Source organism: Brucella sp. 22210, from assembly GCF_052045675.1.
In the GTDB taxonomy this organism is placed as follows: domain Bacteria; phylum Pseudomonadota; class Alphaproteobacteria; order Rhizobiales; family Rhizobiaceae; genus Brucella.
This window is the reverse complement of sequence record NZ_JBQEPD010000004.1, coordinates 17511-44481: the sequence shown is the minus strand read 5'-3', so window position 1 is coordinate 44481 and position 26971 is coordinate 17511. Positions and strand designations below refer to the sequence as shown.

Genomic DNA, 26971 nt, shown 5'->3' with positions numbered 1-26971 from the left:
GCACATTTATATGGCAGACCGGCGGCGTTCCCGCTTTTGTTCCCATCGTGAAGTATTCCGCCTTATTCGGCATTAAGAAAGAGCTTTCTCATTGGATGTCTTTCAAAATTTTGAAGGGGAATTCACACCGCAAATCTTTATTATCATGGGCAAAACCAAAGCGTGATCCGCATACCGTCCAACGGTTTTCGGAGCGCGCTGGCGCTGACATCAAGGGGATATGGCATGAGTTACCCACGCAATCTGATCGGCTATGGCCGGAACACACCTGATCCGCGCTGGCCCGGTGGGGCCAATATAGCCGTCCAATTCGTGGTCAATTACGAAGAAGGCGCCGAGAACTGCATTCTCGACGGCGATGCGGCGTCCGAATGCCTGTTGTCCGAAATCGTCGGCGGACAGGCCTGGAACGGCCAGCGCAACCTCAACATGGAATCCATCTACGAATATGGCGCGCGTTCCGGCTTCTGGCGTCTCTGGCGCGCCTTCACGCGACGCAACATGCCCGTCACCGTCTATGGCGTGACGCTGGCTATGGCGCGCAATCCCGAAGCCGTCGCCGCGATGAAGGAAGCCGATTGGGAAATCGCCAGCCACGGCCTGCGCTGGTGGGAATATAAGGACGTGCCGGAAGAGGTGGAACGCGAGCATATTCGCGAAGCCGTGCGCCTGCACACCGAAGTCACCGGCTCGCGCCCGCTCGGCATTTATCAAGGCAAGCCGTCCGACAACACGCTGAAGCTGGTGATGGAAGAAGGCGGCTTTGTCTATTCCGCCGATTCCTATGCCGATGAGCTGCCCTATTGGGTCAAGGGGCCCAAAGGTCCGCATCTGATCGTGCCCTACACGCTCGACGCCAACGATATGCGTTTTGCAACGCCGCAAGGTTTCAATTCCGGCGACCAGTTCTACACCTATCTGAAAGACGCCTTCGACGTGCTTTACCGCGAAGGCGCGGAAGGCGCGCCAAAGATGCTGTCCATCGGCCTGCATTGCCGTCTCGTCGGACGTCCGGGTCGCGCAGCAGCACTTGAACGTTTCCTCGATTATGTCCAGAGCCATGACAAGGTCTGGGTCGCCAAGCGTATCGACATTGCCAATCACTGGCACGAACATCACAAGCCGAAAGTGGCCGATGTGGTGCCATCCAAGGCCAGCAAGGCCGATTTCGTGACCCGCTATGGCAGCATTTTCGAGCATTCACCGTGGATCGCCGAGCGCGCCTATGATGCAGGTTTCGCCGCCGCCGAGGACACGGCCTCCGGTCTTGCCGGTGCAATGACGAAAATCTTCCGCGCGGCCTCGCCCGAAGAGCGGCTTGGCGTTTTGAATGCCCACCCGGATCTCGCCGGCAAGCTGGCGCAGGCCAAACGCCTGACCGCAGAATCCACCGCCGAACAGGCCGGTGCTGGTCTGGACGCACTGACCGATGCGGAAAAGCAGACATTCACTCAACTGAACGATGCCTATACGCAGAAATTCGGCTTTCCCTTCATCATCGCCGTGAAGGGGCGCAACAAGAAGGAAATCCTCGACACGTTCCAGCGCCGCGTCGCCAATGACCGCGAGACCGAATTCGCTACCGCTTGCGCGCAAGTCGAGCGCATCGCGCTCTTGCGACTGAAGGACATCCTTCCAGAGACACTTTACTGATCAGGAACAGGAAAATGACCCGCACCTATTTCGCACCGACCGGCGGATTGCCGCCGCAGACGCAGCTTCTGACCGACCGCGCCATGTTCACGGAAGCCTATGCCGTCATTCCGAAAGGCACGTTCAGCGATATCGTGACCAGTTTCCTGCCTTTCTGGGAAAAGACCAGACTGTGGGTGATTGCGCGTCCGATGTCCGGTTTTGCCGAGACTTTCTCGCAATATATCATGGAAGTGCAGCCGGGCGGCGGCAGCGACCGCGCCGAACTTGATGACGGTGCCGAGGGCGTTCTGTTCGTGGTCGAAGGCGAAGTGACCGTCACCATTGCAGGCAAGACCCACACGCTCACCGAAGGCGGCTATGCCTATCTGCCGCCCAAGAGCGGCTGGAGCCTGCGCAACACCGCCAGCAAGACCGCGCGTTTCCACTGGGTCCGCAAGGCCTATGAATATGTGGACGGGCTCGATGTGCCGGATCCGCTATTCCTCAATGAAAACGACATTGCCCCCTCGCCCATGCCGGACACCAATGGCGTTTGGGCGACGACGCGCTTTGTCGATCCGAACGATCTGCGCCACGACATGCATGTCACCATCGTTACCCTTGAGCCGGGCGGCGTGATCCCTTTTGCTGAAACCCATGTCATGGAGCACGGCCTCTATGTGCTGGAAGGCAAGGCGGTCTACCGGCTCAATCAGGACTGGGTGGAAGTTGAAGCCGGTGACTTCATGTGGCTGCGCGCTTTCTGCCCGCAGGCTTGCTATGCGGGCGGTCCGGGCAAGTTCCGCTATCTGCTGTACAAGGACGTGAACCGCCATATGAAACTGACGCGATAGACTATCGTTTCAACAGGGTATCCGGCCAAAACGCGCCGGATACCTGTCGGTCACAACTGCCGCCCCGCTATTTTCAAGCAAACATTGCAGTGAAGACTATATTAGACTTCGATAACCTTTTACGATTATTCGCAGAAACAAGATAATTTGACGGGAATGTAGTTGAACGCACAGCTGAATTGTGCTCAATAAATTTTCAAAGTCCCCTTTTGGGTAACAGGCTTCAAAAGATCGTTTTTAGAGAGAAATATATTTATGAAAAACCATCGCGCGCTCGGCCTTGCTTGCACGCTGGCAGCACTTCTGGCAACGCCTGCTTTTGCAGCCCCCCTTCCGGGCGGCGCAAGCACCCTGCAGGAAACCTATCAGGACTGGACCGTCTCCTGCCAGACGCAGAAAGACACCAGCGTCTGCGCGATCCGTCAGGACCAAAATAGCTCCCAGACCGGCCAGCGTGTCTTGACCGTCGAGCTGCGCAATGTTGCGGGCGGCAAGGTTGACGGCGTCATCCTGATGCCGTTCGGCCTTGATATGGCCAAAGGCGCGGCCATCAAGTTTGATGATGCAGCTGGGCCGAACCTGGCATTCTCCACCTGCCTTCCGCAGGGCTGCCTCACGCCAATCAGCTTTGATGCGAAGCAGGTTGCAGCCATCAAGGCGGGGGCCAATATTAACGTGACGGCAACGGCTCTCAGCCCAAGCCAGCCGGTTGCCTTTAAGATTTCCCTGAAGGGCTTCGGCAGCGCGCTTGATCGCATTATTGCCCTGACGAAGTAATCGCGGATACGGTATGATATCCGCAGCATGCAACTATGCCGTACGACCTTCAGGCCGTACGGCATTTTTGTTTTACGCAAGCGTTCTGGAAATATGGGCCAGATGCCTGCGCCAGCGCAAAGTCATCATCACGGCAACAATGCCAAGACCGGCAGCAAGGCCAAGCCAGATGCCCTGCCCGCCCATGCCAAACTTGAAGGCGAGCAGCGCGCCGAGCGGCAGCCCGACGCCCCAATAGCCAAGCAGCGCCAGAAACATCGGAACACGGGTGTCACGCATACCGCGCAACATGCCCGCAGCGACCGCCTGTGCGCCGTCAACCGTCTGGAACAGAGCGGCCAGCGCAAGGAAGCTGACGGCCAGTTCCATGACGGCCAGATTCTCCGGATCATGCAGATCGAGAAACACGCCAATGAACAGGCGCGGGATCAGCACCATCAGGAGACCCATGATCATCATGAAGCCAACACCCAGCGCATAGGCGCTCCAGCCCGCATAAGCCACCGCCCTGGGATTGCCCGCACCATAAGCGCGTCCGACGCGGACGGTCGCCACCTGCCCGAAACCGAGCGGCACCATGAAGCTGAGCGACGCGATCTGGATCGCCACCGCATGGGCCGCCATGGCGGTCGCGCTAATCCGGCCCATCATGACGACAGCGGCATAGAAGATCGAAGTTTCGAACACGAAGGTCAGCGCCATCGGAAAACCGATGCGCCACAGCTCGCGCAGGCGCGGCCAGTCGGGACGCCAGAACCGGCCGAACAGGTGATAGCGGCGGAAACGGCGATGACGCAGCGTGATCGCCGCCATGCCAAGGAACATCATGGTGCTGGAAAGCGTGGTTGCAATACCAGCGCCGTGCAGTTCCATGCGCGGAAATCCGAAATGACCGAAGATCAGCGTCCATCCGGCCAGCGCGTTGAAGCCGATCGCTGCGCCTGCAATCAGCAATGTCCACATGGGCTTTTCCATCGCCGCGAAGAACGAGCGCAACACGATGTAGAAGAGATAAGGCAGCAGCGCCCATTGCAGCGTGTGCATGAAGTCGGTCGAGCGCGCTGCGATATCCGGCTGCTGTCCGAGGAACAGGAATATCTCCTCGCAATGCCACAGCACGACCCAGATCGGGATCGAGATGATGATCGCCGTCCAGAAGCCCTGACGGACCGTACGGCGCACATCGCGCACCGAATGGCGGTTCTTGCCGAGCGCGATGGCGATCATCGGCATGACAGCCGAAACAAGTCCCATCGAGAAGATGACCAGCGTGTGGTAGAAGCTCGTTGCCAGAAGCGCCGAGGCCAGCGTATCCTTGCCCAGACGCCCGATGAAGATAATGTCGGTTGCCGTCAATGCGGCCTGCGAAACATTGGTCAGGATCAGCGGCCAGCCAAGTTTCAGCGCCGCGGAAAGTTCCCTGCGCAAACGCTGCACGCTGTTTTGATGGGGCTCATGAAAGCCCACATTGGTTGTACTGCTCACATTCCACTCCCCTGAATCACCCCGGGAGCCGTCACTCCGCCGGATGATTCAAAACCTGAAAACCACGCGCCGAGACATCAAAGACTCAGAGACCGGGTCAATCTGAGGAGAGTGGCGTCGCGTTACGATCATCGACCGTCCCATGCCGGCTAAGAGCCGCGCGTTGCTTTTCAAAAACAACGGCGCCCCAGCTTTTCGGGTTGCTCAATTTCAATGGGGAACGTTTTGCATGTTCCTGAAATTGATCCGGAGCCAAGCGGGCTGCGCATCGATATGCACAATTTAGCAGCACATGGATATCAGACTTGCTTAAAAGAGCAACACATCTTGAGACGTAAATTCTAACGAGCTGACACGCCGGGAAACCAGTTTTCACAGTCGCTGTGAAAGCGCCCTTTACCGCCCGATAAATGATTGACCCGGCGCTGGACCTAGTTACAAATATACTTGTTGTATTTTGCGAGGTTCCCCATGCGCAGCACCAAGGTCATCCATATTGTCGGCTGTCACGCGGAGGGCGAAGTCGGCGATGTTATCGTCGGCGGTGTCGCGCCGCCTCCGGGGGAAACAGTGTGGGAGCAATCGCGCTTCATCGCCAGTGACGAAACCCTGCGTAATTTCGTGCTGAACGAGCCGCGCGGCGGGGTGTTCCGTCACATCAATCTGCTGGTGCCGCCGAAAGACCCGCGTGCGCAGATGGGCTTCATTATCATGGAGCCTGCCGATACGCCGCCAATGTCCGGTTCGAATTCGATCTGCGTTTCAACTGTGCTGCTCGACAGCGGCATTATCCCGATGCAGGAGCCGGTGACGCGCATGGTGCTGGAAGCGCCCGGCGGCCTCATTGAGGTGGAAGCCGAGTGCCGCAACGGCAAGGCCGAGCGCATCAGCGTGCGCAACGTGCCGTCTTTCGCCGACCGGCTGGATGCACCGCTTGAAGTCGAAGGGCTGGGCACAGTCACCGTCGATACGGCCTATGGCGGCGACAGTTTCGTCCTTATCGAGGCCGCGCAGATCGGCATGAAGATCGAGCCGGGTCAGGCGCGTGAACTGGCCGAGATCGGCGTGAAGATTACCAAGGCCGCCAATGAGCAGCTCGGTTTTCGCCACCCGGAAAAGGACTGGAACCACATTTCGTTTTGCCAGATCACCGAGCCGGTCACGCGCGAAGGCGATGTTCTGACGGGCGTCAACACGGTGGCGATCCGTCCGGCCAAGCTCGACCGTTCGCCGACAGGCACCGGCTGCTCGGCACGCATGGCCGTGCTGCACGCCAAGGGCCAGATGAAAGTGGGTGAGCGCTTCGTCGGCAAATCTGTGCTTGGCACAGAGTTTCACTGCCGGCTGGACAGGCTGACCGAGCTTGGCGGCAAACCCGCCATCAGCCCGATCATTTCCGGTCGCGGATGGGTGACAGGCACTTCGCAGCTGATGCTCGATCCCAGTGATCCGTTTCCGGGCGGATATCGCCTGTCGGACACCTGGCCCCGGGGCGAATAATATTCAGGCGCACCTTCTTTGCCGCCGCTCTTCTGACCTCCTTATCGAGCGCCACACCCCTCACCCTGAGGTGCGGAGCGAAGCGCAACCTCGAAGGGCGAGGTCCAGATGGAACGGGCAACGCAACGCTGGTCTCCCACGCCCTCGTTTCTTCGCTCCTTCGATCCTTCGAGACGGCCCTGCGGGCCTCCTCAGGATGAAGGCCGGTTGAAGCAAGAACAAAGTGTGCAATAAAAAACCCCGCCTAAGCGGGGTTTTTCGATAGCGTAAAGCTATAACCTCACGCGAAGTCCAGCGCGCGGTCGCCGTTTTCATCCTTGATACGGGATGGCAGGCCGATATGGTTCAGGATGTTCAGGAAAGGCTTCGGGTTCAGCTCTTCCACATTGACCATCTTCTTCACGTCCCATTCACCGGAAGCGATCAGAATTGCAGCCGCAACCGGCGGAACGCCAGCGGTATAGGAAATGCCCTGCGAACCCACTTCGTTGTAAGCGTCCTTATGGTCGGCAACGTTGTAGATAAAGACTTCCTTCTCCTTGCCGTCCTTGGTGCCCTTGACGAAATCGCCAATGCAAGTCTTGCCCGTATAGTCCGGCGCCAGCGACGACGGATCGGGCAGTACAGCCTTGACCACCTTGAGCGGCACGACTTCCAGACCTTCAGCGGTCTTGACCGGCTGTTCGGACAGGAGGCCGAGATTGTTCAGAACCGTGAAGACGTTGATGTAGTGATCGCCAAAGCCCATCCAGAAACGGACATCCGCATTCGGATAGTTCTTGGACAGCGAATGCACTTCATCATGGCCGGTCATATAGGCCTTGCTCGGACCGACGACGGGCAGATCGAACGTGTGGCCGACTTCGAACATCTTGTTCGACTGCCAGGCACCCTCCTGCCAGGAATAGACCGTGCCGGTGAATTCGCGGAAATTGATTTCCGGGTCGAAATTGGTCGAGAACCAGCGGCCATGCGAACCGGCATTGATGTCGACGATATCGATGGACTTCACTTCATCCAGATAATCGTCAGCGGCCAGACGCGCATAGGCGTTGACCACACCGGGGTCGAAGCCGATGCCGAGAATGGCAGTGATGCCCTTCTCTTCGCATTCCTTGAGGTGCTTCCACTCATAATTGCCATACCATGGCGGCGTTTCGCAGATCTTCTTCGGATCTTCGTGAATGGCCGTATCCATATAGGCAACGCCCGTATCGATACAGGCGCGAAGAACCGACATATTGAGGAAGGCCGAGCCGACATTGATGACGATCTGAACGCCCGTCTTCTGGATCAGAGCCTTGGTGGCTTCAACATCCAGAGCATCCAGCGCATGCGCTTCCAGCTTCACCTCGGTCTTGAGGCTCTTCTTTTCATGCACGCTATCGATAATCTTGCGGCATTTCTCAACCGTGCGGGACGCAATATGGATATCGCCCAATATGTCAGAGTTTTGCGCACATTTATGTGCAACAACCTGTGCCACGCCCCCGGCGCCGATAATGAGAACGTTCTTCTTCATTTTCTGTCGATGCTTCCTCTTCCAGCGGTTTCCCGCCATCTATTGACCGTCCCGATTGCCTTCTCATTCGGAACACATGAGTTCGTTGCAGCGTGAAGCCGCAACAGGATCTTTAGGAAAGCGACCCTTCAAAATCCGCGAAGGTGAATTCGCGGACAACATTGACCGTGCCATCAAGTTCACGCACGGCAATCGCAGGCATTTTCACGCCATTGAACCAGTTTTTCTTGACCATCGTATAACCGGCCGCATCCGCAAAAGAGAGACGGTCGCCGACCTTCAGCTCCTGACCGAAGTTGAACTCGCCGAACACATCGCCCGCCAGGCACGACTTGCCGCAGACCATGTAACGATGCTCGCCTTCATTCGGCTCCATCTTCGCGGTTTCGCGATAGATCAGCAGATCGAGCATATGGGCTTCGATCGAGCTATCCACGATGGCGAGGTTCTTGCCGTTGAACAGCGTGTCGAGAACCGTCACTTCCAGCGTCGTGGTCTTGGTGATCGAGGCTTCGCCCGGCTCCAGATAGACCTGCACGCCAAACTTTTCCGAAAACGCCTTCAGACGCGCGCAGAATTCATCGACCGGATAATTCTCACCGGTGAAATGAATGCCGCCGCCAAGGCTGACCCATTCAACCCGGTGCAGAAGCGAGCCGAACTTGTCTTCGATCTCCGTCAGCATCTTGTCGAACAGACCGAAATCGGAATTTTCGCAATTGTTGTGAATCATGAAGCCGGTGACGCGGTCCATGACCGTCTCGACTTTCGCCACATCCCATTCACCAAGGCGGCTGAACGGACGCGCCGGATCGGCGAGATCGAAGCTCGATGACGACACTCCCGGATTAAGACGCAGGCCGCGCTTGATATGCGCCGCCTTATCGGCAAAGCGTTCCAGCTGGCCAATGGAATTGAAGATGATCTTGTCGGCATTGGCGATGACTTCGTCGATCTCGTGATCGGCATAGGCAACGCTATAGGCATGGGTTTCGCCGCCGAATTTCTCGTGGCCGAGACGCACTTCATTGAGCGAGGACGAGGTGGTGCCGTCCATATACTGGCTCATGAAATCGAACACCGACCATGTCGCGAAGCATTTCAGCGCCAAAAGCGCCTTCGCACCGGATTTCTCGCGCACATGGGCGATCTTTTCCATGTTGCGCTTCAGCTTGGTCTTGTCGATCAGGTAATAAGGCGTCTGGATCATGGCTCTTCGGGTCGTCCAATGGGGAAATCTGGCCTGTCCAGCAAGGCTGGTCGCCACGTTGGGAAGAAACGTCAGACGCTTCTTCTGGAATTATTCAAAGGCTTATAGGAAGCTTGTGACAGAAACACAAATCCGCCACAGCGCCATCGAGAAAAATTTCCCCATAAGCTGTCGCGGATCACTTCTGTTTTGGCTGCCCTGCCTTCAACGGTTGGCCCTGATATAGAGCTTTTCGCCAGAATTTGAACCCCTTACAAGCTTCTCCCTTGTTTTGATTGAAAGTCTTTGTGCACAGGCCCTGCTTCCTGCGCCCGATTGACGGCTCTATCATTGCCTGAAAAGTCGCCCGGATAATTAAACAAGCATTTGCTTGACAAATTACAGGGGCAGGCGTAGCGATTGGCATGCAGTTCGGATCGAGGGGCATTTTTGGCCCTCAATGTCCGGTTATTCAGATGTGTAAGGAAAAAATCATGCAGGACCAAACATCCGCTAGCGGCCAGCCCGCCGGTTGGGGAGACCTGTTTGCCGGTAAGAATGCCATCCGGTCGCTCACCCTTGTCGGCGGCGTCGCATTGCACGCCATCAATGTCTTCATCGCGACGACCATCCTCCCAACGGTCGTCGCCGATATTGGCGGCATGGACTATTATGCCTGGAACACGGCCCTGTTCGTGACGGCATCTATTCTCGGTTCAGCGCTCGTTCCACGCCTGCTATCGCAAGCGGGTCCGCGTAGCGCCTATCTGATGGCGGCAATTATTTTTGCAGCCGGTACGCTGGCTTGCGGGCTCGCGCCATCTATGCCGGTCATGCTGGCCGGGCGCTCCGTGCAGGGCCTTGGCGGCGGCATGATGCTGGCCCTTTCCTATGCGATGATCCGCATCGTCTTCCCCGAAAACCTGTGGCCCCGCGCGATTGGCCTTGTTTCCGGCATGTGGGGCGTTGCAACCCTCGTTGGTCCGGCGATCGGCGGCATCTTCGCCGAACTTGGCATCTGGCGCGCCGCCTTCTGGTCGCTGGCGCCGGTGATCGGCATCTTCGCCATCATGGCCATGGTTGTGCTGCCACGCGCCTCAGGCGATGCTGGCAGCCGCGCACCACTGGCCTGGCCACAGCTCATTCTGCTGACGGCGGCAGTGCTTGCCGTTTCAGCCGCCAGCATTTCGGTCAATGCCGTCATGAATGCCGCAGGCGTCGCGCTGGCTGTCGTGCTGTTGCTCCTGCTCTTCATCATCGAGCGCAATTCGTCACGGCGTATTCTTCCCAAAGGATCGTTCAGCCTTCACCGCCTCGGCGCGCTTTATCTCACGCTCGCCTTCCTCAGCGCTTCGGTAACGAGCGCGGAAGTGTTCGTGCCGCTGTTCTTCCAGGTGCTGCACAACCAGTCGCCCCTGGTCGCCGGTTATCTGGCCGCCATCATGGGCGGAAGCTGGACCCTCGGCTCCATCGGTTCTTCAGGTGTTTCCTCCGGTCGCGTCGACCGGGTGATCATCGCCGCGCCGCTGATGGGTATAGCAGGCATGGTCACGCTTGCCGCTTTGGTCCCCGTCGGCAGCGACGGTCACTGGGTCAGCCTGCTGCCGATCTGTCTGGCGCTGGCGGTCATCGGCTTTGGCGTGGGCATGACATGGCCGCATCTTCTGACGCGTATTTTCAAACGCGCCGATGCGGACGACCAGAATCTGGCATCGGCCTCCGTCACCACCGTGCAGCTTTTCACCACTGCGCTCGGCGCATCGCTGGCAGGCATGATCGCCAATATGGCAGGGCTCAGCAATCCGGGCGGATTTGCAGGCACCGCCAATGCCGCCATGTGGCTGTTCTCCGGCTTTGCCGTCATGTCGACGCTCGCATTCCTGTCCGCGCTGGCTTTGGTGCGCAGCGCAAGACAGCCGCAAGCGGCATCGTGCTGATCAGGAAGGACTGGCCGGGGTAAAAACATAGGCGCAGCGCCGCGCCCCGGCCAGAATATGCTCGGTGCGGGCAACAGACACATCCGGGCCGAGAACCGCTTCAAAAACCTGAAGCTCGGCCCGGCAAAAACCCTGGCAGGCATCGGCAGCGGCACAGATGGGACAATGGTTCTCGACAAAAAGCCACGAACCGTCCTCCTGCCGCTCGGCATCGGCCATATAGCCTTCGGTCGAGCGGATATCTGCAAGCGCCTTGACGCGCTCGTCGAACTCCATGTCCTTGAGGCGCGCATGATACTGGCGGCGGGTTTCCGTCTCGCGATGCGCAACCAGCGTTTCCAGCGCGTCTTCACCAAGGATGGTGCGCACGGAATGCAGCAGCTGCACGGTCAGATCGGCATGGGTATCGGGAAAGCGCTTATTGCCGGTTTCCGTCAGATCCCAGAACTGCGAGGGGCGACCAACGCCCTGCGAAACGGAATGCGGCGCGACGAGACCTTCCTCGGCCAGCCGCACCAGTTGCTGGCGCACCGCCTCGCCGGTCGTGCCGAGATGGTCGCCGATTGCGGCAGCCGTCTGCGCACCGCGCATCTTGAGCGCCAGCATGATGCGTTCTGCGGGCGAACGTGCTCCCGAAAGGTCCGTATTTAGAAAGTCATTCCTTGACATATTGCCTGTTTTCGATTTAAAGAAGCATTATCTTGTTAAATTAAGCGATCCGAACTGAATTATCAAGATAGTTGTATATCAAGGAGTCTAAAATGAGCTTCACCTTGCCTCCGCTTCCCTATGCGACCAACGCTCTTGAAGGCGTCGGCATGGGCACCGAAACACTTGAGCTGCACCATGGCAAGCACCATCAGGCCTACGTAACGGCGCTGAATGGCTTCGTCGAGAAGAACGATGCGCTCAAGGGCAAGTCGCTTGAGGAAATCGTGCTCTTTGCGAAAGACAAGGCCGATCTCGCTCCGGTCTTCAACAATGCCGGCCAGCATTGGAACCACGATCTGTTCTGGCAGAACCTGTCGGCAAACGGCGGACGCCTTCCGGGCGCGCTGGAAAAGAAGATCGTCGAGGATTTCGGCGGCGTCGACCAGTTCAAGGAAGCCTTCAAGACGGCGGCTGTCGGCCAGTTCGGCTCGGGCTGGGCGTGGCTGGTTCTGGCCAATGACGGCAAGTTGAAGGTCACCAAGACGCCAAATGGCTCCAATCCGCTGGCAACCGGCGAAGGCAAGGCGCTATTAGGGCTTGATGTCTGGGAGCATAGCTATTATCTCGATTTCCGTAATCGTCGGCCTGACTATGTAACGAACTTCCTCGACAAGCTGGCCAACTACGAATTCGCGGAAGCCACCCTGAAGGCAGCCTGACGCGCTTATATTGATTGCGATCAAAGCGGCCCGCCTGCTCAGGATGCAAACTCCACGGAGTTGCATCTATGCGGGCGGGCCGCAGCAATGACCGATAAAGACCAAACCAACCGACCCAATCCATAAGGCGCCGTCCTCCCAAGCGTGGCGCCGGAGAACAACAGAGACAGTTCCGAAGATGAGCAGCAACTTTAATCAGGAAACCGTCACCGACATCCATCACTGGACCGACACGCTGTTTTCCTTCCGTACGACGCGTGATCCGGGCTTCCGCTTCCAGAGCGGCCAGTTCATCATGATGGGCCTCGAAGTGAACGGCAAGCCGCTCACCCGCGCCTATTCCATTGCCTCGAGCCTCTACGAAGACGGGCTGGAATTCTTCTCGATCAAGGTGCCGAACGGTCCGCTGACCTCCAAGCTCCAGCATCTGAAAGTTGGCGACCAGATCATCCTGTCCAAGAAGCCGGTCGGCACGCTGCTCTATGACAATCTGAAGCCCGGCAAGAACCTGTGGCTGCTCTCGACCGGCACTGGCCTCGCGCCGTTCCTGTCGATCATTCGCGATCTGGAAGCCTATGAGCGCTATGAGAAGATCATTCTCGTTCATGGCGTGCGTCAGGTAGCAGAATTGGCCTATACGGATTTCATTTCCAACGAATTGCCGCAGGACGAATTCCTCGGCGAGATGGCCGCAAAGCAGCTCATCTATTACCCGACCGTCACCCGCGAGCCTTACAAGAACCGCGGACGCCTGACCGACCTCATTCGCTCCGGCCAGATTTTCACCGATATCGACATGCCGGAACTCAATCTGGAAGACGATCGTGTGATGCTGTGCGGCAGCCCGGAAATGCTGGCTGAAACCAAGCAGCTTCTGGAAGAGCGCGGTTTCAAGGAAGGCAGCCAGAGCGAAGCCGGTCATTTCGTGATCGAAAAGGCTTTCGTCGAAAAATAAGTTTTGCAGTTCTGCAAATAGAAAAGGGAGGCAATCGCCTCCCTTTTTTCATTTCAGCTCTTCGAAATCGAGCCCGATATCGAGGTTCGGCGCGCTGTGCGTGGTCCAGCCAACCGAGATCAGATCGACCCCGCTGGCAGCGACCGCCGCCACTGTTTCCGGCGTGATGCCGCCGGAAGCTTCCGAAATAGCGCGTCCATCGATCACCGATACCGCCTCGCGCAATTGCGCTGGCGACATATTGTCGAGCAGCACCGCATCCACGCCCGTCGCCATGGCTTCGTCGAGCTGTTGCAGCGTATCGACTTCGACCTCGATCTTGACCATGTGACCGGCACCGGCCTTGGCACGTTCGATGGCCTCACGCACGCCACCGGCGACCGCGATGTGATTGTCCTTGATCAGCACCGCATCATAAAGCGCGAAACGGTGGTTCATGCCGCCGCCTGCCCTCACCGCATATTTCTGCAAGGCACGCAGCCCCGGCGTCGTCTTGCGCGTGCAGACGATGGTAGCCTTGGCGCCCTGAACCGCCTTGACCAGATTGGCCGTGGCCGTGGCAATGCCGGAGAGGTGACCGAGAAAATTGAGCGCGGTCCGCTCACCCGCCAGAATGGAGCGGGAGGAGCCGGAAACGCGGGCGACATCAGCACCCTTTTCAAGTGACTGACCGTCCCGCGCCAGACGTTCAAATGTGACATCCGGATCGACCAGACGAAACGCCATTTCAGCCACATCCAGCCCGGCTATGACGCCCGGCTGGCGCAGGCTGAACAGCATGGCCGAGCGGTGATCCTCCGGCACCACCGCATTGCTGGTAATATCGCCAGCGAGCCCCAGATCTTCCAGAAGTGCGGCGCGCACCAGCGGTTCGACGACAAGCGGAGACAAGCGCGGCAGGTTCATCATGCAGTCCTTGGAATTCGTTGAAGTAAGCGTTCGGGGGCGGCGATGTCGCGGGCAAGCGCGAATGCCGTCTCGAAAGTGTGGAAGCGACGCTTGGCCTCCGCGTGTTTCTGCGGGTGGTCGGTGCGGGCATGGCTGCCGCGCGACTCGCGCCGTTCAAATGCCGCAACCGCAGCGACCAGCGCCACGGCTGCGGCATCGTCGGTCTCCGCGAGGGGGAGAAGGGTGGTGATTGCAGAACGCAAACCTTCTTCATCACGCAGCAGGCCAAGATGGCTGGAAACAATGCGCCGTACCGGTTCGGGATCAGCACTCTGCGGCAGGCTGACTGGCACGGGATGCCGCACGGCGACCGCCTCTTCATCGCCGAGCGCGCGGGCGGCGCGCAGCCCCATGGCGGCGGCTTCAAGCAGCGAGTTGCTGGCAAGCCGGTTGGCGCCGTGCAGGCCGGTGCAGGCCGCTTCGCCCACGGCCCAGAGACCCGGCAGGCTGCTGCGCCCGTCGGCGTCGGTCCTGATGCCGCCCATATGGTAATGCGTAGCCGGTCTGACCGGGATCAGATCGCGGGACGGATCGATGCCATACTGTTTGCAAAGCGCATCGATACCGGGAAACCGCGTTGCAAAACGCGCACCCAGAGCCGTGCGTGCATCGAGATAGACCTTGCGCCCTTGTGCAATCTCGCTGCCGATGGCGCGCGCCACCACATCACGGGGCGCAAGCTCGCGGCCCGGAACATCCGCCATGAAGCGCTCGCCGCGATCATTGACAAGTTGAGCGCCCTCCCCGCGCACCGCCTCGCTGATCAGCGGCAGACGCGGCGCGGAAACGGCTAGCGCGGTCGGGTGGAATTGCACGAATTCCATATCGGCAAGCACAGCGCCTGCGCGACCTGCCAAAGCGGCCCCCTGTCCTAGGTTGCCGAGCGGCGTGGTTGTTGCGTTATAAAGTCCGCCGATCCCGCCCGTCGCCAGAACCACGGCAATTGCTGCAACCGGGCCGACATTTTCAAGACAAGCACCGACGACACGACCATCCTGCCGGATGAGGCGTAGGGCGCGGGTGTTTTCCATGACGGTGATCGAAGGCGTCGCCAGAACCTTGGCAGTCAGAGCATGCATGATGCCCGCGCCCGTCGCATCGCCATCCACATGCACAATGCGATGGCGGCTGTGGGCAGCTTCCAGACCGAGCGAAAATAAACCGTCCGCCTTGCGGTCGAAGTGCACGCCATGGGCTTCCAGCGCGGCAACGACGTCTGCGCCTGCTGCTATGATTTCGGCAGCCACGCCCCGGTCACACAGGCCGTCGCCAGCCGCAATCGTATCGGCCAGATGCAGTGCCGCGCTGTCATCCGCGCCAACGCTTGCGGCAATACCGCCTTGCGCCAGCGTGCTGGAACCGGACAGGCCGAGGCTTCCCGCTGTCACCAGCAACACCGGCTGCGGAGACAGCGTGAGCGCCGTCATCAGACCGGCAAGACCGCTGCCAATGACAAGGACCGGAGTCGTAGTCATACCGCCAGCATCCGCTCGACGGCGCGTCGGGCAGGCTCCATCAGTGCGGCATCGACAGTCACTTCATGGCGATTGTTTTCCAGCGCATCGCGAATATTGGCGAGCGTGATCCGCTTCATATGCGGGCAGAGATTGCACGGGCGGATGAACTCGACATCCGGGTGATCAACGGCAACATTGTCGCTCATCGAGCATTCGGTCAACAGCACGACACGCTGCGGCTTCTTCTCGCCAACATAGTCCGACATAACCGCCGTGGAACCGGCGAAATCGGCGACCGCCACCACTTCCGGCGGGCATTCGGGATGCGCCAGAACCACCACGCCGGGGTGGCTTTCGCGCAATTCGCGGATATCGTCTGGAGTGAACCGCTCATGCACCTCGCAATGGCCATGCCAGGCGAGAATTTCGACATCGGTTTCGCGCGCCACATTCTGCGCCAGAAACTCGTCGGGGATCATCAGCACGCGCGGCACGCCAAGCGATTCCACCACCTTTTTGGCATTGCCGGAGGTGCAGCAAATATCGGATGCCGCCTTCACGGCAGCAGATGTGTTGACATAGGTGATGATCGGCACACCGGGATGCGCCTCGCGCAGCAGCGCCACATCTTCCGGCGTGATGCTGTCGGCCAGCGAACAGCCAGCTGCCATATCGGGGATCAGCACTGTCTTGCCTGGATTGAGCAGCTTGGCCGTCTCGGCCATGAAATGCACACCCGCCAGCACGATCACATCGGCATCGACCTCCGCAGCCTTGCGCGCCAGCGCCAGACTGTCGCCGACAATATCGGCCACGCAGTGGAAGATTTCCGGCGTCTGGTAATTATGCGCAAGGATGACGGCATTGCGCTTTTTCTTCAGCTCGAGAATGGCCGCGACATCGTCTTCGAAGCCCAGCCACTCCGCTTTGGGCAGTACCTTGGCCACGCGGTCATAGAGTTGCGAAACGGAAACATGATCGTTCATGTGCGAGCCTCCCAGCTCTTCGGCATGCGTTTACGCATCAGCGTCACGCGCGAGCGTTTTGCGCCTTTGCTGGAAATACGCTGGCATGCCCATTTATACTCAATTTGAGTATTTCATGTTTACGAACTTATACTCGATTCGAGTATATTGTCAATCGCGGGAGATTGGCAGCTTGGCTCCGGCCAGATGGCGCTCGGAAAGGGCGCGTTCCTCGACAATCGAGTAGCGGAAACGGAACAGTTTCGCCGGGCGACCGCCGGTTTCGCTGTCGCTTTCGCCGGTTTCCTCGACGAGATCCTGCTGCTCGATCAGGCGGCGGAAATTCTGCTTATGCAGGCGCAGGCCCGCCAGCGCTTCGACAGTCCGTTGGAGTTGTAAAAGCGTAAAACTGTCCGGCATTAATTCAAACACCACCGGGCGATATTTGATCTTGGCGCGCAGCCGCGCAATCGCCGTGGCAAGGATGCGGCGATGATCGGCAAACATGGAGCGACCGTTCTCGTCTTCCTTCATCCCGGCTTCCGCCACCAGTCCTGCCTCGAACAGCAGCTCATAGCGTTGCAGCACAAGGTCTTCGTTCCAGCGCCCACCCCACTCTCCATTGTCAAAGCCGAAGGTGAACGAGATGCGCCGCATGCGCTGCGCCGTCAATTCCGGCGTTTCGGCCCGATAAGCCCAGACAAGGAGCGCATTGTTGAGATGCTCCATGATGGCCGGTTCACCCTGACGGTGATCTTCCCACGGCAGATAATCATACCAGCCGCGCCAGCCCGCCTGCCCTGCCGCCGCATCGCTTTCGCGCACGAGACCGAGATAGCTGATCGAGATGATGCGTTCGCCCTGTGCGTGACGGTCACGGTCGGCAAAAGTGTAGAGCTGCTCCAGATAACCGACCGGATGCGCGGTTTCCGACTGCACCCAGGCGCGCAGACCGGATTGCAACGAACGGTGTTCGCTTTCGAACGGGCCGGATGGCAGAGCCTGCCCCTGTCGCACAGTCATGACGCGCGGCTGTTCGCTAGTTACGGCGGCCAGCACGGCAATCAGTTCGGTATGGGCAATATCGTCGGTCACAGCAACTCCGGAAAACACTTCCGACATTGAACGCGATTGACGAATAATTACAAGGCGCTACCGCCATACGGCACAGAATTTAAGGGTTAAGTTTTCGGTTTAGCGCCGAAAACATGCTCCGGCCCCGGGAATGTGCGCGCCCGCACCTCCTCGGCATAGGCTTTCGCCGCATCGGACACTTGCGGCGCCAATTGCGCAAAGCGCTTCACGAAGCGCGGTGTGAAATCCTGAAACAGCCCCAGCATATCGTCAGAAACCAATATCTGCCCGTCGCAGGCAGCCGACGCGCCTATGCCAACCGTCGGGACGGAAAGCGATGCGGTAATCTCGCGCGCCAGCGGCTCTACTGTGCCCTCAATGACCAGCGCAAACACACCGGCATCGGCGACAGCCTGCGCATCGCGGCGAATGCGGTCGGCCTCATCGTCATCACGTCCGAGCGAACGGAAACCGCCGACCGTATTAACCTGTTGCGGCATCAGGCCGACATGACCGAACACCGGAATGCCCCGCCGGACCAGAAAATCGACCGTTTCGGCCATTTCCTCGCCGCCTTCGAGCTTGACGCCGTCGCAGCCGGTTTCCTGCATCACGCGGGCGGCATTGCGGAACGCCTGTTCCTTCGATTCCTGATAGGAACCAAACGGCATATCGACGATGACGCAAGCCGTCTCGGCCCCGCGCATCACCGCCTGCCCATGGGCGATCATCATATCGAGCGTGACAGCAAGGGTGGAATCCATGCCGTAAAGCACCATGCCGAGCGAGTCCCCCACCAGCAGCAGGTCGCAATGCGGATCGAGCAGCCGCGCAATCGGCGTCGTATAGGCGGTGAGACTGACAATCGGGCGTTCGCCCTTCAGGGCCGAAATGGCCTTCGGCGTCAGTCGCTTCTGTTTGACGGGTGCGCTCATCTCAGGCCGCCTCTTCCTGTGCGACATGCGCAATGACGCGATTGTCGAGAAGTCGCGTTGTGCCAAGCCGCACGAACAGCGCAATCAGCACGGGCCGCCCTTGCACCGCCGTCAGGCGTTCCAGCGTTTCGGGGTCTCGCAGCGCCACAACTTCCGGCGTCGCCAGCGGTTCTGTGGCGATAAACGCACGAATTGCCGCTTCCAGCGCGTCAGGATCGTCCACACCGGACCGATAAAGCCGCTCGGCTTCGTCGAGCGCTTTCGGGACGATAATGGCGGCAGCGCGTTGCTCCGGCGACAGATAAACGTTGCGGGACGAACAGGCGAGCCCGTCATCCTCCCGCACGGTCTTGACGCCAACCACACGCACGGGAATGGCCATGTCGTCCACCATACGGCGGATGATGACGAGCTGCTGAAAGTCCTTTTCGCCGAAATAGGCAGCATCGGGACCAACGATATTGAAGAGCTTGCTGACTACCGTTGCGACACCGGCGAAGTGGCCGGGACGCGCCTCGCCTTCCATCTGGTTGCCAAGGGTGGGCACATCCACCACGGTCTGCATCGGGCGCGGATACATGTCGCTGACTGCTGGCGCGAAGAGGTAATCGACCTCTGCTCCGCGCAACAGAGTGGCATCGCGCTCCAGATCACGCGGATATTTGTCGAGATCTTCATTCGCGCCGAATTGCAGCGGATTGACGAAGATCGACACGACAGTCACGTCATTGTCGGCACGCGACCGGTGAACAAGTTCCAGATGGCCTTCGTGAAGATAGCCCATGGTCGGCACGAAGCCGATGCGCTTGCCCGCACGACGCGCAGGCGCCAGAACCTGCCGCAACTCCTCGATGGTGCGGATAATCTGCATGCGCGTTCCTCCTCGCGGCCAGCGCATTATGCAGCCAAATGAGACATCTGGCGTTGCATTAATGCGGCTCAAAATGCTTGGCCGCGAGTCCTACCGTGTCAGCTCAGATATGACAACAGAGAAGGCAGGGCGTATTTAGCTGCTTATTGGGGCGTCGCCACGGCCCCCACCGTATTGCCGACAGCACGACCGAAACGGTCGATCTGCTCGTCATAGGTCTTGCGCGTGTTCGGATCGAACACGGCAATCGGCGCTGTGACCACAAGGGAGGCCGCCGTACCGACGCCCTGCGCCGTGCCAATCGCCACCGCACCCAGACGGTCGCCGAGGCCGATCTGCGAATCCGTGATGGTCTGCCCCGCGACAAGACGCTGGCCGATCAGCTGCACGACCTCGGGACTGGAGGCAAATTTGCCGTGGTTGAGCCTATCGCCCGATTTGAGCTTGGTGAGATCGATGACGGTAATGCCCGCCTGCTCAAGCCCCGAACGGTAAGGCTCGATGGACGGATCGATCTGGCCCAGACGGTCGATATTGCCCGAAATGCGCCGCGACAGCGCAAGCGCGCGGTCGTCGCGCGAGGTGAACAGCGTGAAGCGCGGATGATCCTTGCCCATCGCCAAAAACTGCTTGGCAAACACGTCCACGTCCAGATCGGGCGATGCCAGAATGACGTCTGTGACCTTGGCATTCACACGTCCGTCGCGGATGGCCATCTGGCGCAGCGCTTCAACCGTCAGCCAGCTGCCCATGGAATGGGCCATGACGGTGATGTCCTTCACCTCCGGCTCGCGGGCAATGGCGCGCAGCACCTGTTCCAGCGCATCGCGGGAATAATTGGTGCTTTCCTTGTCGTAATTATAGTCGAACACGCTGGCGCGCGATGGCCAGGTGAAAATCACCGGCGCAACATCGGCTCCGGAATCGTGCACGATCTGCGCAAAGCGATAGACGGAATCCTCGAACGTATTGTTGAAGCCGTGCACGAACACCATCACGCGACGGCTCTTGGTGAGATGCGGGCGAACCCAGCCCGCCACTTCAACATCGGTCTTGATCGGCGTCACGCTGACGGTGGTAAAATCGGTCTGCGGATTGGGCGGCAGCTTCTTCGGCCATTGCACCTCACCCGCCTTGCGGTTCTTTTCCGGCGGAATGGACACGACGATATCATTGATCGAGACCAGCTTGTCGCGCTCGCCGGAGAAGAGAATACCGGGATTGTCGGATGGGCGACGGGTGGTCGCGACGAGGAGGTCGACCTTGGTCGCTCCGGGCGTGGTCACGTCGCCGACAGGCAGAAGCACGCCTTCAGGGCGGCCGGCGCAGCCTGCGAGCAGTGTCATCAAAACAAGCAATGCAGGCACAGCCCGACGAAACATGCTCTGCAAAACCAAGCTCCCTTTACGCCACCGCTTCAACCAAAAATCAGAACCGATTTCTGGAAGCCAAGACGCGCCACGTCAATAAACCCGAGTTTCTTTTACACTGCGAATTTTGCAGGTTAACATATTCTTTACCGGAAAAGATCTGCCAAGCCCCTTTTATCACCCGCAGAACGATCGCAGGCCGGCTGCGACTTATCGGTTACACACTGTTCAGCAACTAACACTTTTCGCGAACACCCTGACCGCCGATATAGGGACCAACAGCAAACGTAACTCCCTGAACAAAGGAGGCAATCATGGCTTTGGAACTTACCGGACTGCACCACCTGACGGCTATCACCGCCAATGCGCCGGGCAACCGTCGCTTCTATACCGATACGCTCGGGCTGCGGCTCGTCAAGAAGACCGTCAATCAGGACGATACCAGCGCCTACCATCTGTTCTATGCCGATGGTCTGGCATCGCCGGGCACCGACATCACCTTCTTCGACTGGCCGGTTGAGCGCGAACGCCGCGGCACCAACAGCGTGGCCCGCACGGGTCTGCGTGTAAATGGCGTCGAAAGTCTCGACTGGTGGCGCAAGCGCCTGAACGAACAAGGCATCGAAACCGGTGATATTTTTGAAGTGGCCGGCCGCGCCGTGCTCGATTTCGAAGATCCGGAAGGCCAGCGTTTACGGCTGACCGACGATGGCGGCGCGGGCGATGCCCATAGCTGGGACAGAAGCCCTGTTCCAGCCGATAGGCAGATTCGCGGCCTCGGCCCGATCACGCTCAGCGTTCCAGACCTCGCGCCAACCAAGATCGTGCTCGAAAAGCTGATGAACATGAGCGAGACCGGCGACTATGCCTCGCCCGATGGCGAAGGCCATGTCCATGTCTTCTCCATGGGACCGGGCGGTGCGGCCGCCGAACTGCATGTCGCCGTACAGCCAAACCTGCCAACAGCATGGCAGGGTGCGGGTGCCGTGCACCACGTCGCCTTCCGCACGCCCGATCAGGAAAGCATGCAGGAATGGGTCGAACGCCTGCGGTCGCTGCGGGTGCCGTCCAGCGGGGAAGTCGAGCGCTACTATTTCCGTTCGCTCTACTTCCGCGAACCGAATGGCATCCTGTTCGAGATCGCCACCGACGGTCCGGGCTTTGCCGTCGACGAACCGCTGGAGAGCCTCGGCGAAAGCCTGTCGCTGCCGCCTTTTCTGGAAAGCAAGCGCGCAGCCATCGAAAAGGGCCTCAAGCCATTAGACTAAAAAGTAAAAAGGGCCGCCGGAGAGATCCGGCGGCCCTTTTCGTTATTTGATCGACAAGCACTCAGAGTTTCTGTTTCAGCCATTCAGCTGTGACCCGAATATCGTCGTCGGTCAGACCATGCCAGCCCTCGATTGCGCGAACATCGATATCGGCACCATCGTCCCGCAGCGCCTTTGCCAATGCGCCCGAAGCATCGCCGAAGGGATCGGCTGCGCCGTTCAACTGAAGAACGGAAGCATCGGACAGATCGGCATCCGGCTGTTCCTCCAGCACTTCCGAAGCACGCAGCAAAACCGCCTTGTGGACGATATGCGGATGAAGCCGCATGAAGGCCGCGAGCAGATTTGCCCCGTTGGAATTGCCGATAAAGGCCAGCCGGTCCCCATCGATGTCATAGGCCGCAATCGCACCCTCAACGAAAGCCTCAAAGGCTTCCGCTTCGAACCGGATGTCCTTCTGGTCGAACCGCTTCTGATCGAAACGGCGGAACCAGCGCTGAATACCTTCCTCCGTGCTGCGACCGCGAACACCGATAAGCCTAGCGCGCGGCGCGGCAAGACGGGCAAGCGGCATGAGATCATTCTCATTACCGCCCGAACCATGCAGCAGAATCAGCGTGCTGCCATCCGGGTCTTCCGGCAGATGAACACGATGGACGAAGGGCAGATCGCGATAGATCACCCGCTCCTCACCCGGCAGGCCGAATTGCGGCATGCGGGCGCGGATCGCTTGGGCCTGCTTCTCATTGCCCGGCGGCACGAACAGAAGCTGCCCCAATGTTTCCACCGGCTCGTCCACGGTGAAACCGGGGGCGTCGGTGGCAAATTCGAACAGGGTTCCGCCCGGTTCCCGAACATAGAGCGAGGTGAAATATTTGCGGTCATGCACGTTGACCTCGCTGGAATTGAGCTTCGACAGCTCCTTTTCCAGCATTGTCACATCGTCGGTTGCGCTGGCGCGAAAGGCCACATGATCGGCAATGCCGGTCCCCGGAATGCCGGGCCAGAAGCCGCTCGCATCGCGCACATCGATGGCGTCGCCGGAATCCGACACAAGCCGGTCGATGGTTTCTTCTTTCCCCCGACGGTGAAAGCCGAAATAGCGCTCAATGAAAGCGGCAGTCTGTTCTGGCTGTTCCGAAAGGATGGTCGCGGAACGTATCCGGCGAATGGCGAATTCAGCCGGAATACCCTCACCGGACCACGGATCATTGGCTGCCAGATCGGTGCCGACCAGCTTGACGATTACACCATCGGGATCGCGCAACCGCAGAACCGGCTCGCCGAATTCCTGCACCGGCCCCTCGGACTGTACGTGATAACGCAAGGCGCGTTCCAGCCAGAAGCCAATGGCCGTGCGGTCGATGGAAAGCGCAATTTCGCTGACCTGTCCGTGACCGACGCGGCCTTTTGAACCGTCTTCCCAGACCAGAAAGGTGATCAGGGAGCCCGGCGTGCCGGAGCGGTCGCCATAGAACAGATGCAGCTGCTCCGCATCCTCGAAGCCGCCCGTCCGCTTGACGATACGCAGACCCAGAAAGCCCGCATAGAAATCGACATTCGCCTGCACCTTGCGCGTGATCAGCGTGAGATGATGGATGCCACTGGTCATGATTGCGATCTCCCGAGAGCGGTCCCTGTTTTAAGGGAATCATCGGAACCGCTCTATCTGTTTGTTTTCACGCATTATCCAACGCCTCATGCGTTGCAGGAGAGATAGTATAGCCAGCGCGGATTGCCCATGGGGCTATGCGGTGACGGATTGTCAACGCATACGGTCAAAGCGGCGGTACGGGAACAGTGCTTGTCTGGGGAGGTTCAGAAAAAGAAAAAGGCCGCGCGGGAGGAGGATGCGCGGCCTGATCTTCGAATACGGCTGGGAGGAGGAGTGCCGTATTCCGGTATCGAGTTCTGGGAGGAGGAGTGAACTCGATGTCCAAGTTCTAACCGGTGGCTCATTTTTCAACAACGGTTAATAATGCATGTCAGTTATGCAAATTCGACAATGCTCAAGAAACAGGCAGTCGCCAAAATTGCACAGGCGCCCGCAAAACGGGCGCCTGTTCAGGTTGTTTTATCTTGATATAACAGAAACTTACAGGAATTGCGCGATCAGTGGCGCAGCCAGCACATTCACCAGTCCAACCAGCACCATGACGAGACCGGCGATGGAACCTTCCTCGCTGCCGATCTGGTGGGCCTTCGCCACGCCAGCGCCATGCGCGCCCATGCCGAACAGTGCGCCGCGCGCCAGCGTCGAACGCAGCGGCAGCCAGTTGAGCATCATTTCACCGAGCGCCGCACCGAAAACGCCGGTCAGCACCACGAAGATGGCGGTCAGGTCCGGCGTGCCGCCAATATCACCCGAAACAGTCATCGCAAAAGGCGTGCTCATCGAACGCGGCATCAGGCTGAGGCTGATCGCCTCGTTGAGACCGAGCAGATGCGCCAATCCCCAGGCCGAAGCCATGGCCGACGAACTGCCAACCAGCACACCAGCCAGCAGAACCGGCCAGTACCGGCGGATCGTCGCGCGCTGCTGATAGATGGGAATTGCGAAGGCAACCGTTGCAGGGCCGAGTAGCGCCACCAGCCAATGCGTGGCGCCGAAATAGCCGCGATAATTTTCGTTGAGCGCAACGACCAACCCCATCAGCAGAAGCGGCGTGACGGCCAAAGGCGTCAGCCACCACATGGGAAAGCGGCGATAAACGCGCTTTGCCGCAAGATAAAGCAGGATCGTGGCCGCTGACCAGAACAGCGTTGCCACGAAGGGGTTACTTGGCAGCATAACGAAGGCTCCAGCGATAGCAGAGGTCTACCGTCAATGCGGTGACGCTCATCACCGTCAGCGTGCCAAGCAGGATGACAGCCATGATCTTGAGACCGAGCACGCCGATCAGTTCGCGGTGCTCAAGGATCGCCAGAACCGCAGGCACGAAGAACAGCAGCATCTCGGCGAGAAACCATTCCGCGCCACGCTTCATGCTGAACAGGCTGACGCGACCGCTCAACAGCAGCGCCAGCACCAGTCCCATGCCGATGATACCACCCGGCAGGGGCAGACCGACCGCGCGCACGAAGGCTTCACCTGCCAGCCAGAAGCCGACCAGCGTCGCAATCTGCATCATGCGGCTGTGGTGCAGCGCATAGCGGAAGCGGACAGCAAGAGTATGAGCATTTCTGGAGGCGTTCATGGGCTTCTTCCCGGGCCGTTGCCCGTTTGCATTCGGTCTGTTGTTGAGGATCAATATAGGCTGTCTTGGCTTATTCTAGAAATGAATTGATTTCATTGCAGCTATTCCGATATAGAATAGCTCATGAACTTGAGGAGCTTTCAGGCATTTGTGGAGGTGGTGCGCCAGGGCGGGTTTTCCGCTGCGGCCAGAGCTATTCACGCGACCCAGTCCACGGTCAGCAAAGCGGTGAAGCAGCTGGAGGAAGAGCTGGGCCTTGCCCTGCTCGACCGCGACGCCACCCCGCCGCGCCTGACTGCGGCGGGCGATATCGTTTATCGCCGCGCCCTGGCCATGCTGGCCGAGAAAGACGATCTGCTGGCGGAGCTTGGTGAATTGCGCGGCCTGAAACGCGGCCTCCTGCGTCTCGGACTGCCGCCCATCGGCTCCAGCATGTTGTTCGCGCCGGTCTTCGCCGCCTATACCAAACTTTACCCGGATATCGACATTCAGCTGGTCGAGCATGGCAGCCGCCGTCTGGAAGAGCTTCTGCTGGCGGGTGATGTCGAGCTTGCCGCATCGCTTCTGCCGGTCGAAGACAGTTTCGAGTGGCAGGACGTGCGTTGCGAACCTGTCGTGGCCCTGCTCCCAGCGACCCATGAGGCGGCTTCCGGCGACGGCGTCACGCTGGACCAGATCGCAGGCTTGCCCTTCATTCTTTTTGAAAGCGGCTTCGCACTCAATCATATTATCCTCGATGCCTGCCAGCAGCATGGCTTTGCCCCGAATGTCGCGGTCCGCTCCAGTCAGATCGATTTCATCGTCGAACTGGTGGCGGCGGGCATGGGCGTCGGCTTTTTGCCCCTGATGATCGCCGAGCAACGCCATCATTCCGGCGTCCGCATTCAGAGAATCACCGATGCGGACATGAACTGGAACATGGCTCTGATCTGGCGCAAAGGCGCGTTTCTGTCCCATGCGGCGCGAGCTTGGCTCACACTTGCTAGTAGTGGAACTTCAAAAAAACCTTGAAGCGCGCGAAGCAGCGCCTATCTCAAATAGACGCCTACGCTACGCGCCATCCGGCGGCGTTCCGTCTTGACCCTTATCAACTAAGAAGGAGGCTATGATGGACGGTCAGGTTATATTCTACAAAGGCGACAGGATCCTTTACCGGCATCATATCGAAGTGCAGGACGACGACTATTCCAAGGGCGTCAATGACGCCTTGATCGCCTTCCAGCGCAACTATGCCGGCTTCGACCTTGCGGGCGACGATATTCACGTCCGCTTCAAGAAGCCCGGAGATGTTTAACGGCTGACTTAATCAATCGCGATTGGAGCGCGCGTCCGGTATAGAGCCGAACGCGTGCGGCTCCTTCTGTCGGCATGATCAGGCGGCTGCGTAGGCAGCTTCGCGCGCCACACGGCGAATGTCGTTGCGGCTGAGGCCGAGATCGCTCAGTTCGCGGTCGCTGCAGCTTTCAAGCTCACGCAGGTTTTCGCAATACTGCATCCAGCGATTGAATTGGGTACGAAGATTGATTGGAAGGCTCATGGCGATATTCCCCTTGTTTTTATCTTCCTCCCAAAATTGAGCTTCCGCTTTTCCCGCTTCTTTGAGAAGTGCAGTTACTGCATGGCTGCAATGTGATTGGCGAAATCCTACAAATTTAGCTCAAA

25 protein-coding genes and 1 pseudogene are annotated in these 26971 nt (G+C 59.0%); 11 read left to right on the top strand and 15 right to left on the bottom strand.

Annotation, left to right across the window (positions count from 1 at the left end; genetic code table 11):
* Positions 1–225 precede the first annotated feature (225 nt).
* From puuE to ACTJKP_RS07215, 3 genes are all read left to right on the top strand, one after another.
* Positions 226–1653 (top strand): allantoinase PuuE, encoded by a 1428-nt coding sequence (gene puuE / locus ACTJKP_RS07225; RefSeq protein ID WP_440630166.1) that lies wholly within the window; start codon positions 226–228, stop codon positions 1651–1653.
* A 14-nt stretch (positions 1654–1667) separates the two neighbouring features.
* Positions 1668–2489 carry a bifunctional allantoicase/(S)-ureidoglycine aminohydrolase gene (locus tag ACTJKP_RS07220; RefSeq protein ID WP_440630165.1) on the top strand — a complete coding sequence of 274 codons (822 nt, stop codon included), beginning with the start codon at positions 1668–1670 and terminating at the stop codon, positions 2487–2489.
* Between the two features lie 255 nt (positions 2490–2744).
* On the top strand, positions 2745–3266 hold the full coding sequence (locus ACTJKP_RS07215) for an invasion associated locus B family protein (RefSeq protein ID WP_440630164.1): 522 nt from the start codon (positions 2745–2747) through the stop codon (positions 3264–3266).
* A gap of 72 nt (positions 3267–3338) precedes the next feature.
* Here the strand turns inward: ACTJKP_RS07215 and ACTJKP_RS07210 are convergent, their stop codons facing one another.
* Positions 3339–4751, bottom strand: a complete 1413-nt coding sequence (locus tag ACTJKP_RS07210; RefSeq protein ID WP_113533691.1) for an MATE family efflux transporter — start codon at positions 4749–4751, stop codon at positions 3339–3341.
* 471 nt (positions 4752–5222) lie between these two features.
* Here ACTJKP_RS07210 and ACTJKP_RS07205 point away from each other — a divergent pair, with 471 nt between their 5' ends.
* Both ACTJKP_RS07205 and ACTJKP_RS07200 read left to right on the top strand, forming a co-directional pair.
* Positions 5223–6251 (top strand): trans-3-hydroxy-L-proline dehydratase, encoded by a 1029-nt coding sequence (locus ACTJKP_RS07205; protein WP_440630163.1) that lies wholly within the window; start codon positions 5223–5225, stop codon positions 6249–6251.
* Positions 6251–6516 (top strand): annotated as a pseudogene (locus tag ACTJKP_RS07200) (hypothetical protein). Before ACTJKP_RS07205 ends, ACTJKP_RS07200 begins: the two are co-directional and overlap by 1 nt.
* 15 nt (positions 6517–6531) lie before the next feature.
* On the opposite strand, the gene ACTJKP_RS07195 reads toward ACTJKP_RS07200, so the two are convergent.
* Together ACTJKP_RS07195 and nspC are read right to left on the bottom strand one after the other, a co-directional pair.
* The gene (locus ACTJKP_RS07195) at positions 6532–7773 is read right to left on the bottom strand and encodes a saccharopine dehydrogenase family protein (protein WP_078337950.1); all 1242 of its coding nucleotides are present in this window, start codon (positions 7771–7773) and stop codon (positions 6532–6534) included.
* Between the two features lie 112 nt (positions 7774–7885).
* Entirely contained in the window at positions 7886–8983 is a 1098-nt protein-coding gene (nspC, locus tag ACTJKP_RS07190) for a carboxynorspermidine decarboxylase (RefSeq protein WP_440630162.1), read from the bottom strand.
* A 473-nt stretch (positions 8984–9456) separates the two neighbouring features.
* Here nspC and ACTJKP_RS07185 point away from each other — a divergent pair, with 473 nt between their 5' ends.
* Positions 9457–10899 carry an MFS transporter gene (locus ACTJKP_RS07185; protein WP_440630161.1) on the top strand — a complete coding sequence of 481 codons (1443 nt, stop codon included), beginning with the start codon at positions 9457–9459 and terminating at the stop codon, positions 10897–10899.
* Here ACTJKP_RS07185 and ACTJKP_RS07180 read toward each other — a convergent pair whose 3' ends face one another.
* Entirely contained in the window at positions 10900–11505 is a 606-nt protein-coding gene (locus ACTJKP_RS07180; protein ID WP_440630160.1) for a helix-turn-helix transcriptional regulator, read from the bottom strand.
* Positions 11506–11660: 155 nt separating this feature from the next.
* Between ACTJKP_RS07180 and ACTJKP_RS07175 the strand changes: the two genes are divergently transcribed.
* Positions 11661–12269, top strand: coding sequence for a superoxide dismutase (locus ACTJKP_RS07175; protein WP_078337946.1), 609 nt, complete (start codon positions 11661–11663; stop codon positions 12267–12269).
* 178 nt (positions 12270–12447) lie between these two features.
* A complete protein-coding gene (locus ACTJKP_RS07170) occupies positions 12448–13224 on the top strand; it encodes a ferredoxin--NADP reductase (protein WP_078337945.1) in 777 nt (258 codons plus the stop codon).
* 48 nt (positions 13225–13272) lie between these two features.
* Here the strand turns inward: ACTJKP_RS07170 and nadC are convergent, their stop codons facing one another.
* The 7 genes from nadC to ACTJKP_RS07135 all read right to left on the bottom strand — a co-directional run bounded on the left by nadC (position 13273) and on the right by ACTJKP_RS07135 (position 20856).
* Positions 13273–14130, bottom strand: a complete 858-nt coding sequence (gene nadC, locus ACTJKP_RS07165; protein ID WP_440630159.1) for a carboxylating nicotinate-nucleotide diphosphorylase — start codon at positions 14128–14130, stop codon at positions 13273–13275.
* Entirely contained in the window at positions 14130–15647 is a 1518-nt protein-coding gene (locus ACTJKP_RS07160; RefSeq protein ID WP_440630158.1) for an L-aspartate oxidase, read from the bottom strand. Before ACTJKP_RS07160 ends, nadC begins: the two co-directional genes overlap by 1 nt.
* Positions 15644–16615, bottom strand: coding sequence for a quinolinate synthase NadA (nadA, locus tag ACTJKP_RS07155; RefSeq protein WP_138786027.1), 972 nt, complete (start codon positions 16613–16615; stop codon positions 15644–15646). Before nadA ends, ACTJKP_RS07160 begins: the two co-directional genes overlap by 4 nt.
* A gap of 150 nt (positions 16616–16765) precedes the next feature.
* Positions 16766–17716, bottom strand: a complete 951-nt coding sequence (locus ACTJKP_RS07150) for an NUDIX hydrolase (protein ID WP_078337943.1) — start codon at positions 17714–17716, stop codon at positions 16766–16768.
* A 59-nt stretch (positions 17717–17775) separates the two neighbouring features.
* Positions 17776–18603 (bottom strand): 3-methyl-2-oxobutanoate hydroxymethyltransferase, encoded by an 828-nt coding sequence (gene panB / locus ACTJKP_RS07145; RefSeq protein ID WP_440630157.1) that lies wholly within the window; start codon positions 18601–18603, stop codon positions 17776–17778.
* 1 nt (position 18604) lies between these two features.
* Complete coding sequence (gene panC, locus ACTJKP_RS07140; protein ID WP_440630156.1) at positions 18605–19474, bottom strand: pantoate--beta-alanine ligase; 870 nt, start codon at positions 19472–19474, stop codon at positions 18605–18607.
* 143 nt (positions 19475–19617) lie between these two features.
* Complete coding sequence (locus ACTJKP_RS07135) at positions 19618–20856, bottom strand: alpha/beta hydrolase (RefSeq protein WP_440630316.1); 1239 nt, start codon at positions 20854–20856, stop codon at positions 19618–19620.
* A 302-nt stretch (positions 20857–21158) separates the two neighbouring features.
* On the opposite strand from ACTJKP_RS07135, the gene ACTJKP_RS07130 reads away from it, so the two are divergent.
* Positions 21159–22112 (top strand): ring-cleaving dioxygenase, encoded by a 954-nt coding sequence (locus ACTJKP_RS07130; RefSeq protein WP_113533695.1) that lies wholly within the window; start codon positions 21159–21161, stop codon positions 22110–22112.
* A gap of 61 nt (positions 22113–22173) precedes the next feature.
* Here ACTJKP_RS07130 and ACTJKP_RS07125 read toward each other — a convergent pair whose 3' ends face one another.
* The 3 genes from ACTJKP_RS07125 to ACTJKP_RS07115 all read right to left on the bottom strand — a co-directional run bounded on the left by ACTJKP_RS07125 (position 22174) and on the right by ACTJKP_RS07115 (position 25309).
* Positions 22174–23724, bottom strand: a complete 1551-nt coding sequence (locus ACTJKP_RS07125) for a VOC family protein (protein ID WP_440630155.1) — start codon at positions 23722–23724, stop codon at positions 22174–22176.
* 483 nt (positions 23725–24207) lie between these two features.
* Positions 24208–24903, bottom strand: a complete 696-nt coding sequence (locus tag ACTJKP_RS07120; RefSeq protein ID WP_078337936.1) for an LrgB family protein — start codon at positions 24901–24903, stop codon at positions 24208–24210.
* The gene (locus ACTJKP_RS07115) at positions 24890–25309 is read right to left on the bottom strand and encodes a CidA/LrgA family protein (protein ID WP_078337935.1); all 420 of its coding nucleotides are present in this window, start codon (positions 25307–25309) and stop codon (positions 24890–24892) included. Before ACTJKP_RS07115 ends, ACTJKP_RS07120 begins: the two co-directional genes overlap by 14 nt.
* Positions 25310–25432: 123 nt before the next feature.
* Between ACTJKP_RS07115 and ACTJKP_RS07110 the strand changes: the two genes are divergently transcribed.
* On the top strand, positions 25433–26320 hold the full coding sequence (locus ACTJKP_RS07110; protein ID WP_440630154.1) for a LysR family transcriptional regulator: 888 nt from the start codon (positions 25433–25435) through the stop codon (positions 26318–26320).
* A gap of 97 nt (positions 26321–26417) precedes the next feature.
* Positions 26418–26603, top strand: coding sequence for a hypothetical protein (locus ACTJKP_RS07105; RefSeq protein ID WP_078337933.1), 186 nt, complete (start codon positions 26418–26420; stop codon positions 26601–26603).
* A 78-nt stretch (positions 26604–26681) separates the two neighbouring features.
* On the opposite strand, the gene ACTJKP_RS07100 is transcribed toward ACTJKP_RS07105, so the two are convergent.
* Positions 26682–26846, bottom strand: a complete 165-nt coding sequence (locus tag ACTJKP_RS07100) for a DUF1127 domain-containing protein (RefSeq protein WP_210261360.1) — start codon at positions 26844–26846, stop codon at positions 26682–26684.
* Positions 26847–26971: the final 125 nt, after the last annotated feature.

What these genes read in the sequence shown, in the direction of transcription:
- ACTJKP_RS07195 (WP_078337950.1), bottom strand. Translation starts at nt 7,773, where the DNA reads ATGAAGAAGAACGTTCTCATTATCGGCGCCGGGGGCGTGGCACAGGTT.
- nadA (WP_138786027.1), bottom strand. Translation starts at nt 16,615, where the DNA reads ATGAACGATCATGTTTCCGTTTCGCAACTCTATGACCGCGTGGCCAAG.
- ACTJKP_RS07215 (WP_440630164.1), top strand. Translation starts at nt 2,745, where the DNA reads ATGAAAAACCATCGCGCGCTCGGCCTTGCTTGCACGCTGGCAGCACTT.
- ACTJKP_RS07120 (WP_078337936.1), bottom strand. Translation starts at nt 24,903, where the DNA reads ATGCTGCCAAGTAACCCCTTCGTGGCAACGCTGTTCTGGTCAGCGGCC.
- ACTJKP_RS07175 (WP_078337946.1), top strand. Translation starts at nt 11,661, where the DNA reads ATGAGCTTCACCTTGCCTCCGCTTCCCTATGCGACCAACGCTCTTGAA.
- ACTJKP_RS07205 (WP_440630163.1), top strand. Translation starts at nt 5,223, where the DNA reads ATGCGCAGCACCAAGGTCATCCATATTGTCGGCTGTCACGCGGAGGGC.
- panB (WP_440630157.1), bottom strand. Translation starts at nt 18,603, where the DNA reads ATGAGCGCACCCGTCAAACAGAAGCGACTGACGCCGAAGGCCATTTCG.
- nadC (WP_440630159.1), bottom strand. Translation starts at nt 14,130, where the DNA reads ATGAACCTGCCGCGCTTGTCTCCGCTTGTCGTCGAACCGCTGGTGCGC.
- ACTJKP_RS07105 (WP_078337933.1), top strand. Translation starts at nt 26,418, where the DNA reads ATGGACGGTCAGGTTATATTCTACAAAGGCGACAGGATCCTTTACCGG.
- puuE (WP_440630166.1), top strand. Translation starts at nt 226, where the DNA reads ATGAGTTACCCACGCAATCTGATCGGCTATGGCCGGAACACACCTGAT.
- ACTJKP_RS07125 (WP_440630155.1), bottom strand. Translation starts at nt 23,724, where the DNA reads ATGACCAGTGGCATCCATCATCTCACGCTGATCACGCGCAAGGTGCAG.
- ACTJKP_RS07150 (WP_078337943.1), bottom strand. Translation starts at nt 17,716, where the DNA reads ATGTCGGAAGTGTTTTCCGGAGTTGCTGTGACCGACGATATTGCCCAT.
- ACTJKP_RS07180 (WP_440630160.1), bottom strand. Translation starts at nt 11,505, where the DNA reads ATGCTGGCGCTCAAGATGCGCGGTGCGCAGACGGCTGCCGCAATCGGC.
- nspC (WP_440630162.1), bottom strand. Translation starts at nt 8,983, where the DNA reads ATGATCCAGACGCCTTATTACCTGATCGACAAGACCAAGCTGAAGCGC.
- ACTJKP_RS07135 (WP_440630316.1), bottom strand. Translation starts at nt 20,856, where the DNA reads ATGTTTCGTCGGGCTGTGCCTGCATTGCTTGTTTTGATGACACTGCTC.
- ACTJKP_RS07100 (WP_210261360.1), bottom strand. Translation starts at nt 26,846, where the DNA reads ATGAGCCTTCCAATCAATCTTCGTACCCAATTCAATCGCTGGATGCAG.
- panC (WP_440630156.1), bottom strand. Translation starts at nt 19,474, where the DNA reads ATGCAGATTATCCGCACCATCGAGGAGTTGCGGCAGGTTCTGGCGCCT.
- ACTJKP_RS07185 (WP_440630161.1), top strand. Translation starts at nt 9,457, where the DNA reads ATGCAGGACCAAACATCCGCTAGCGGCCAGCCCGCCGGTTGGGGAGAC.
- ACTJKP_RS07110 (WP_440630154.1), top strand. Translation starts at nt 25,433, where the DNA reads ATGAACTTGAGGAGCTTTCAGGCATTTGTGGAGGTGGTGCGCCAGGGC.
- ACTJKP_RS07115 (WP_078337935.1), bottom strand. Translation starts at nt 25,309, where the DNA reads ATGAACGCCTCCAGAAATGCTCATACTCTTGCTGTCCGCTTCCGCTAT.
- ACTJKP_RS07220 (WP_440630165.1), top strand. Translation starts at nt 1,668, where the DNA reads ATGACCCGCACCTATTTCGCACCGACCGGCGGATTGCCGCCGCAGACG.
- ACTJKP_RS07170 (WP_078337945.1), top strand. Translation starts at nt 12,448, where the DNA reads ATGAGCAGCAACTTTAATCAGGAAACCGTCACCGACATCCATCACTGG.
- ACTJKP_RS07160 (WP_440630158.1), bottom strand. Translation starts at nt 15,647, where the DNA reads ATGACTACGACTCCGGTCCTTGTCATTGGCAGCGGTCTTGCCGGTCTG.
- ACTJKP_RS07130 (WP_113533695.1), top strand. Translation starts at nt 21,159, where the DNA reads ATGGCTTTGGAACTTACCGGACTGCACCACCTGACGGCTATCACCGCC.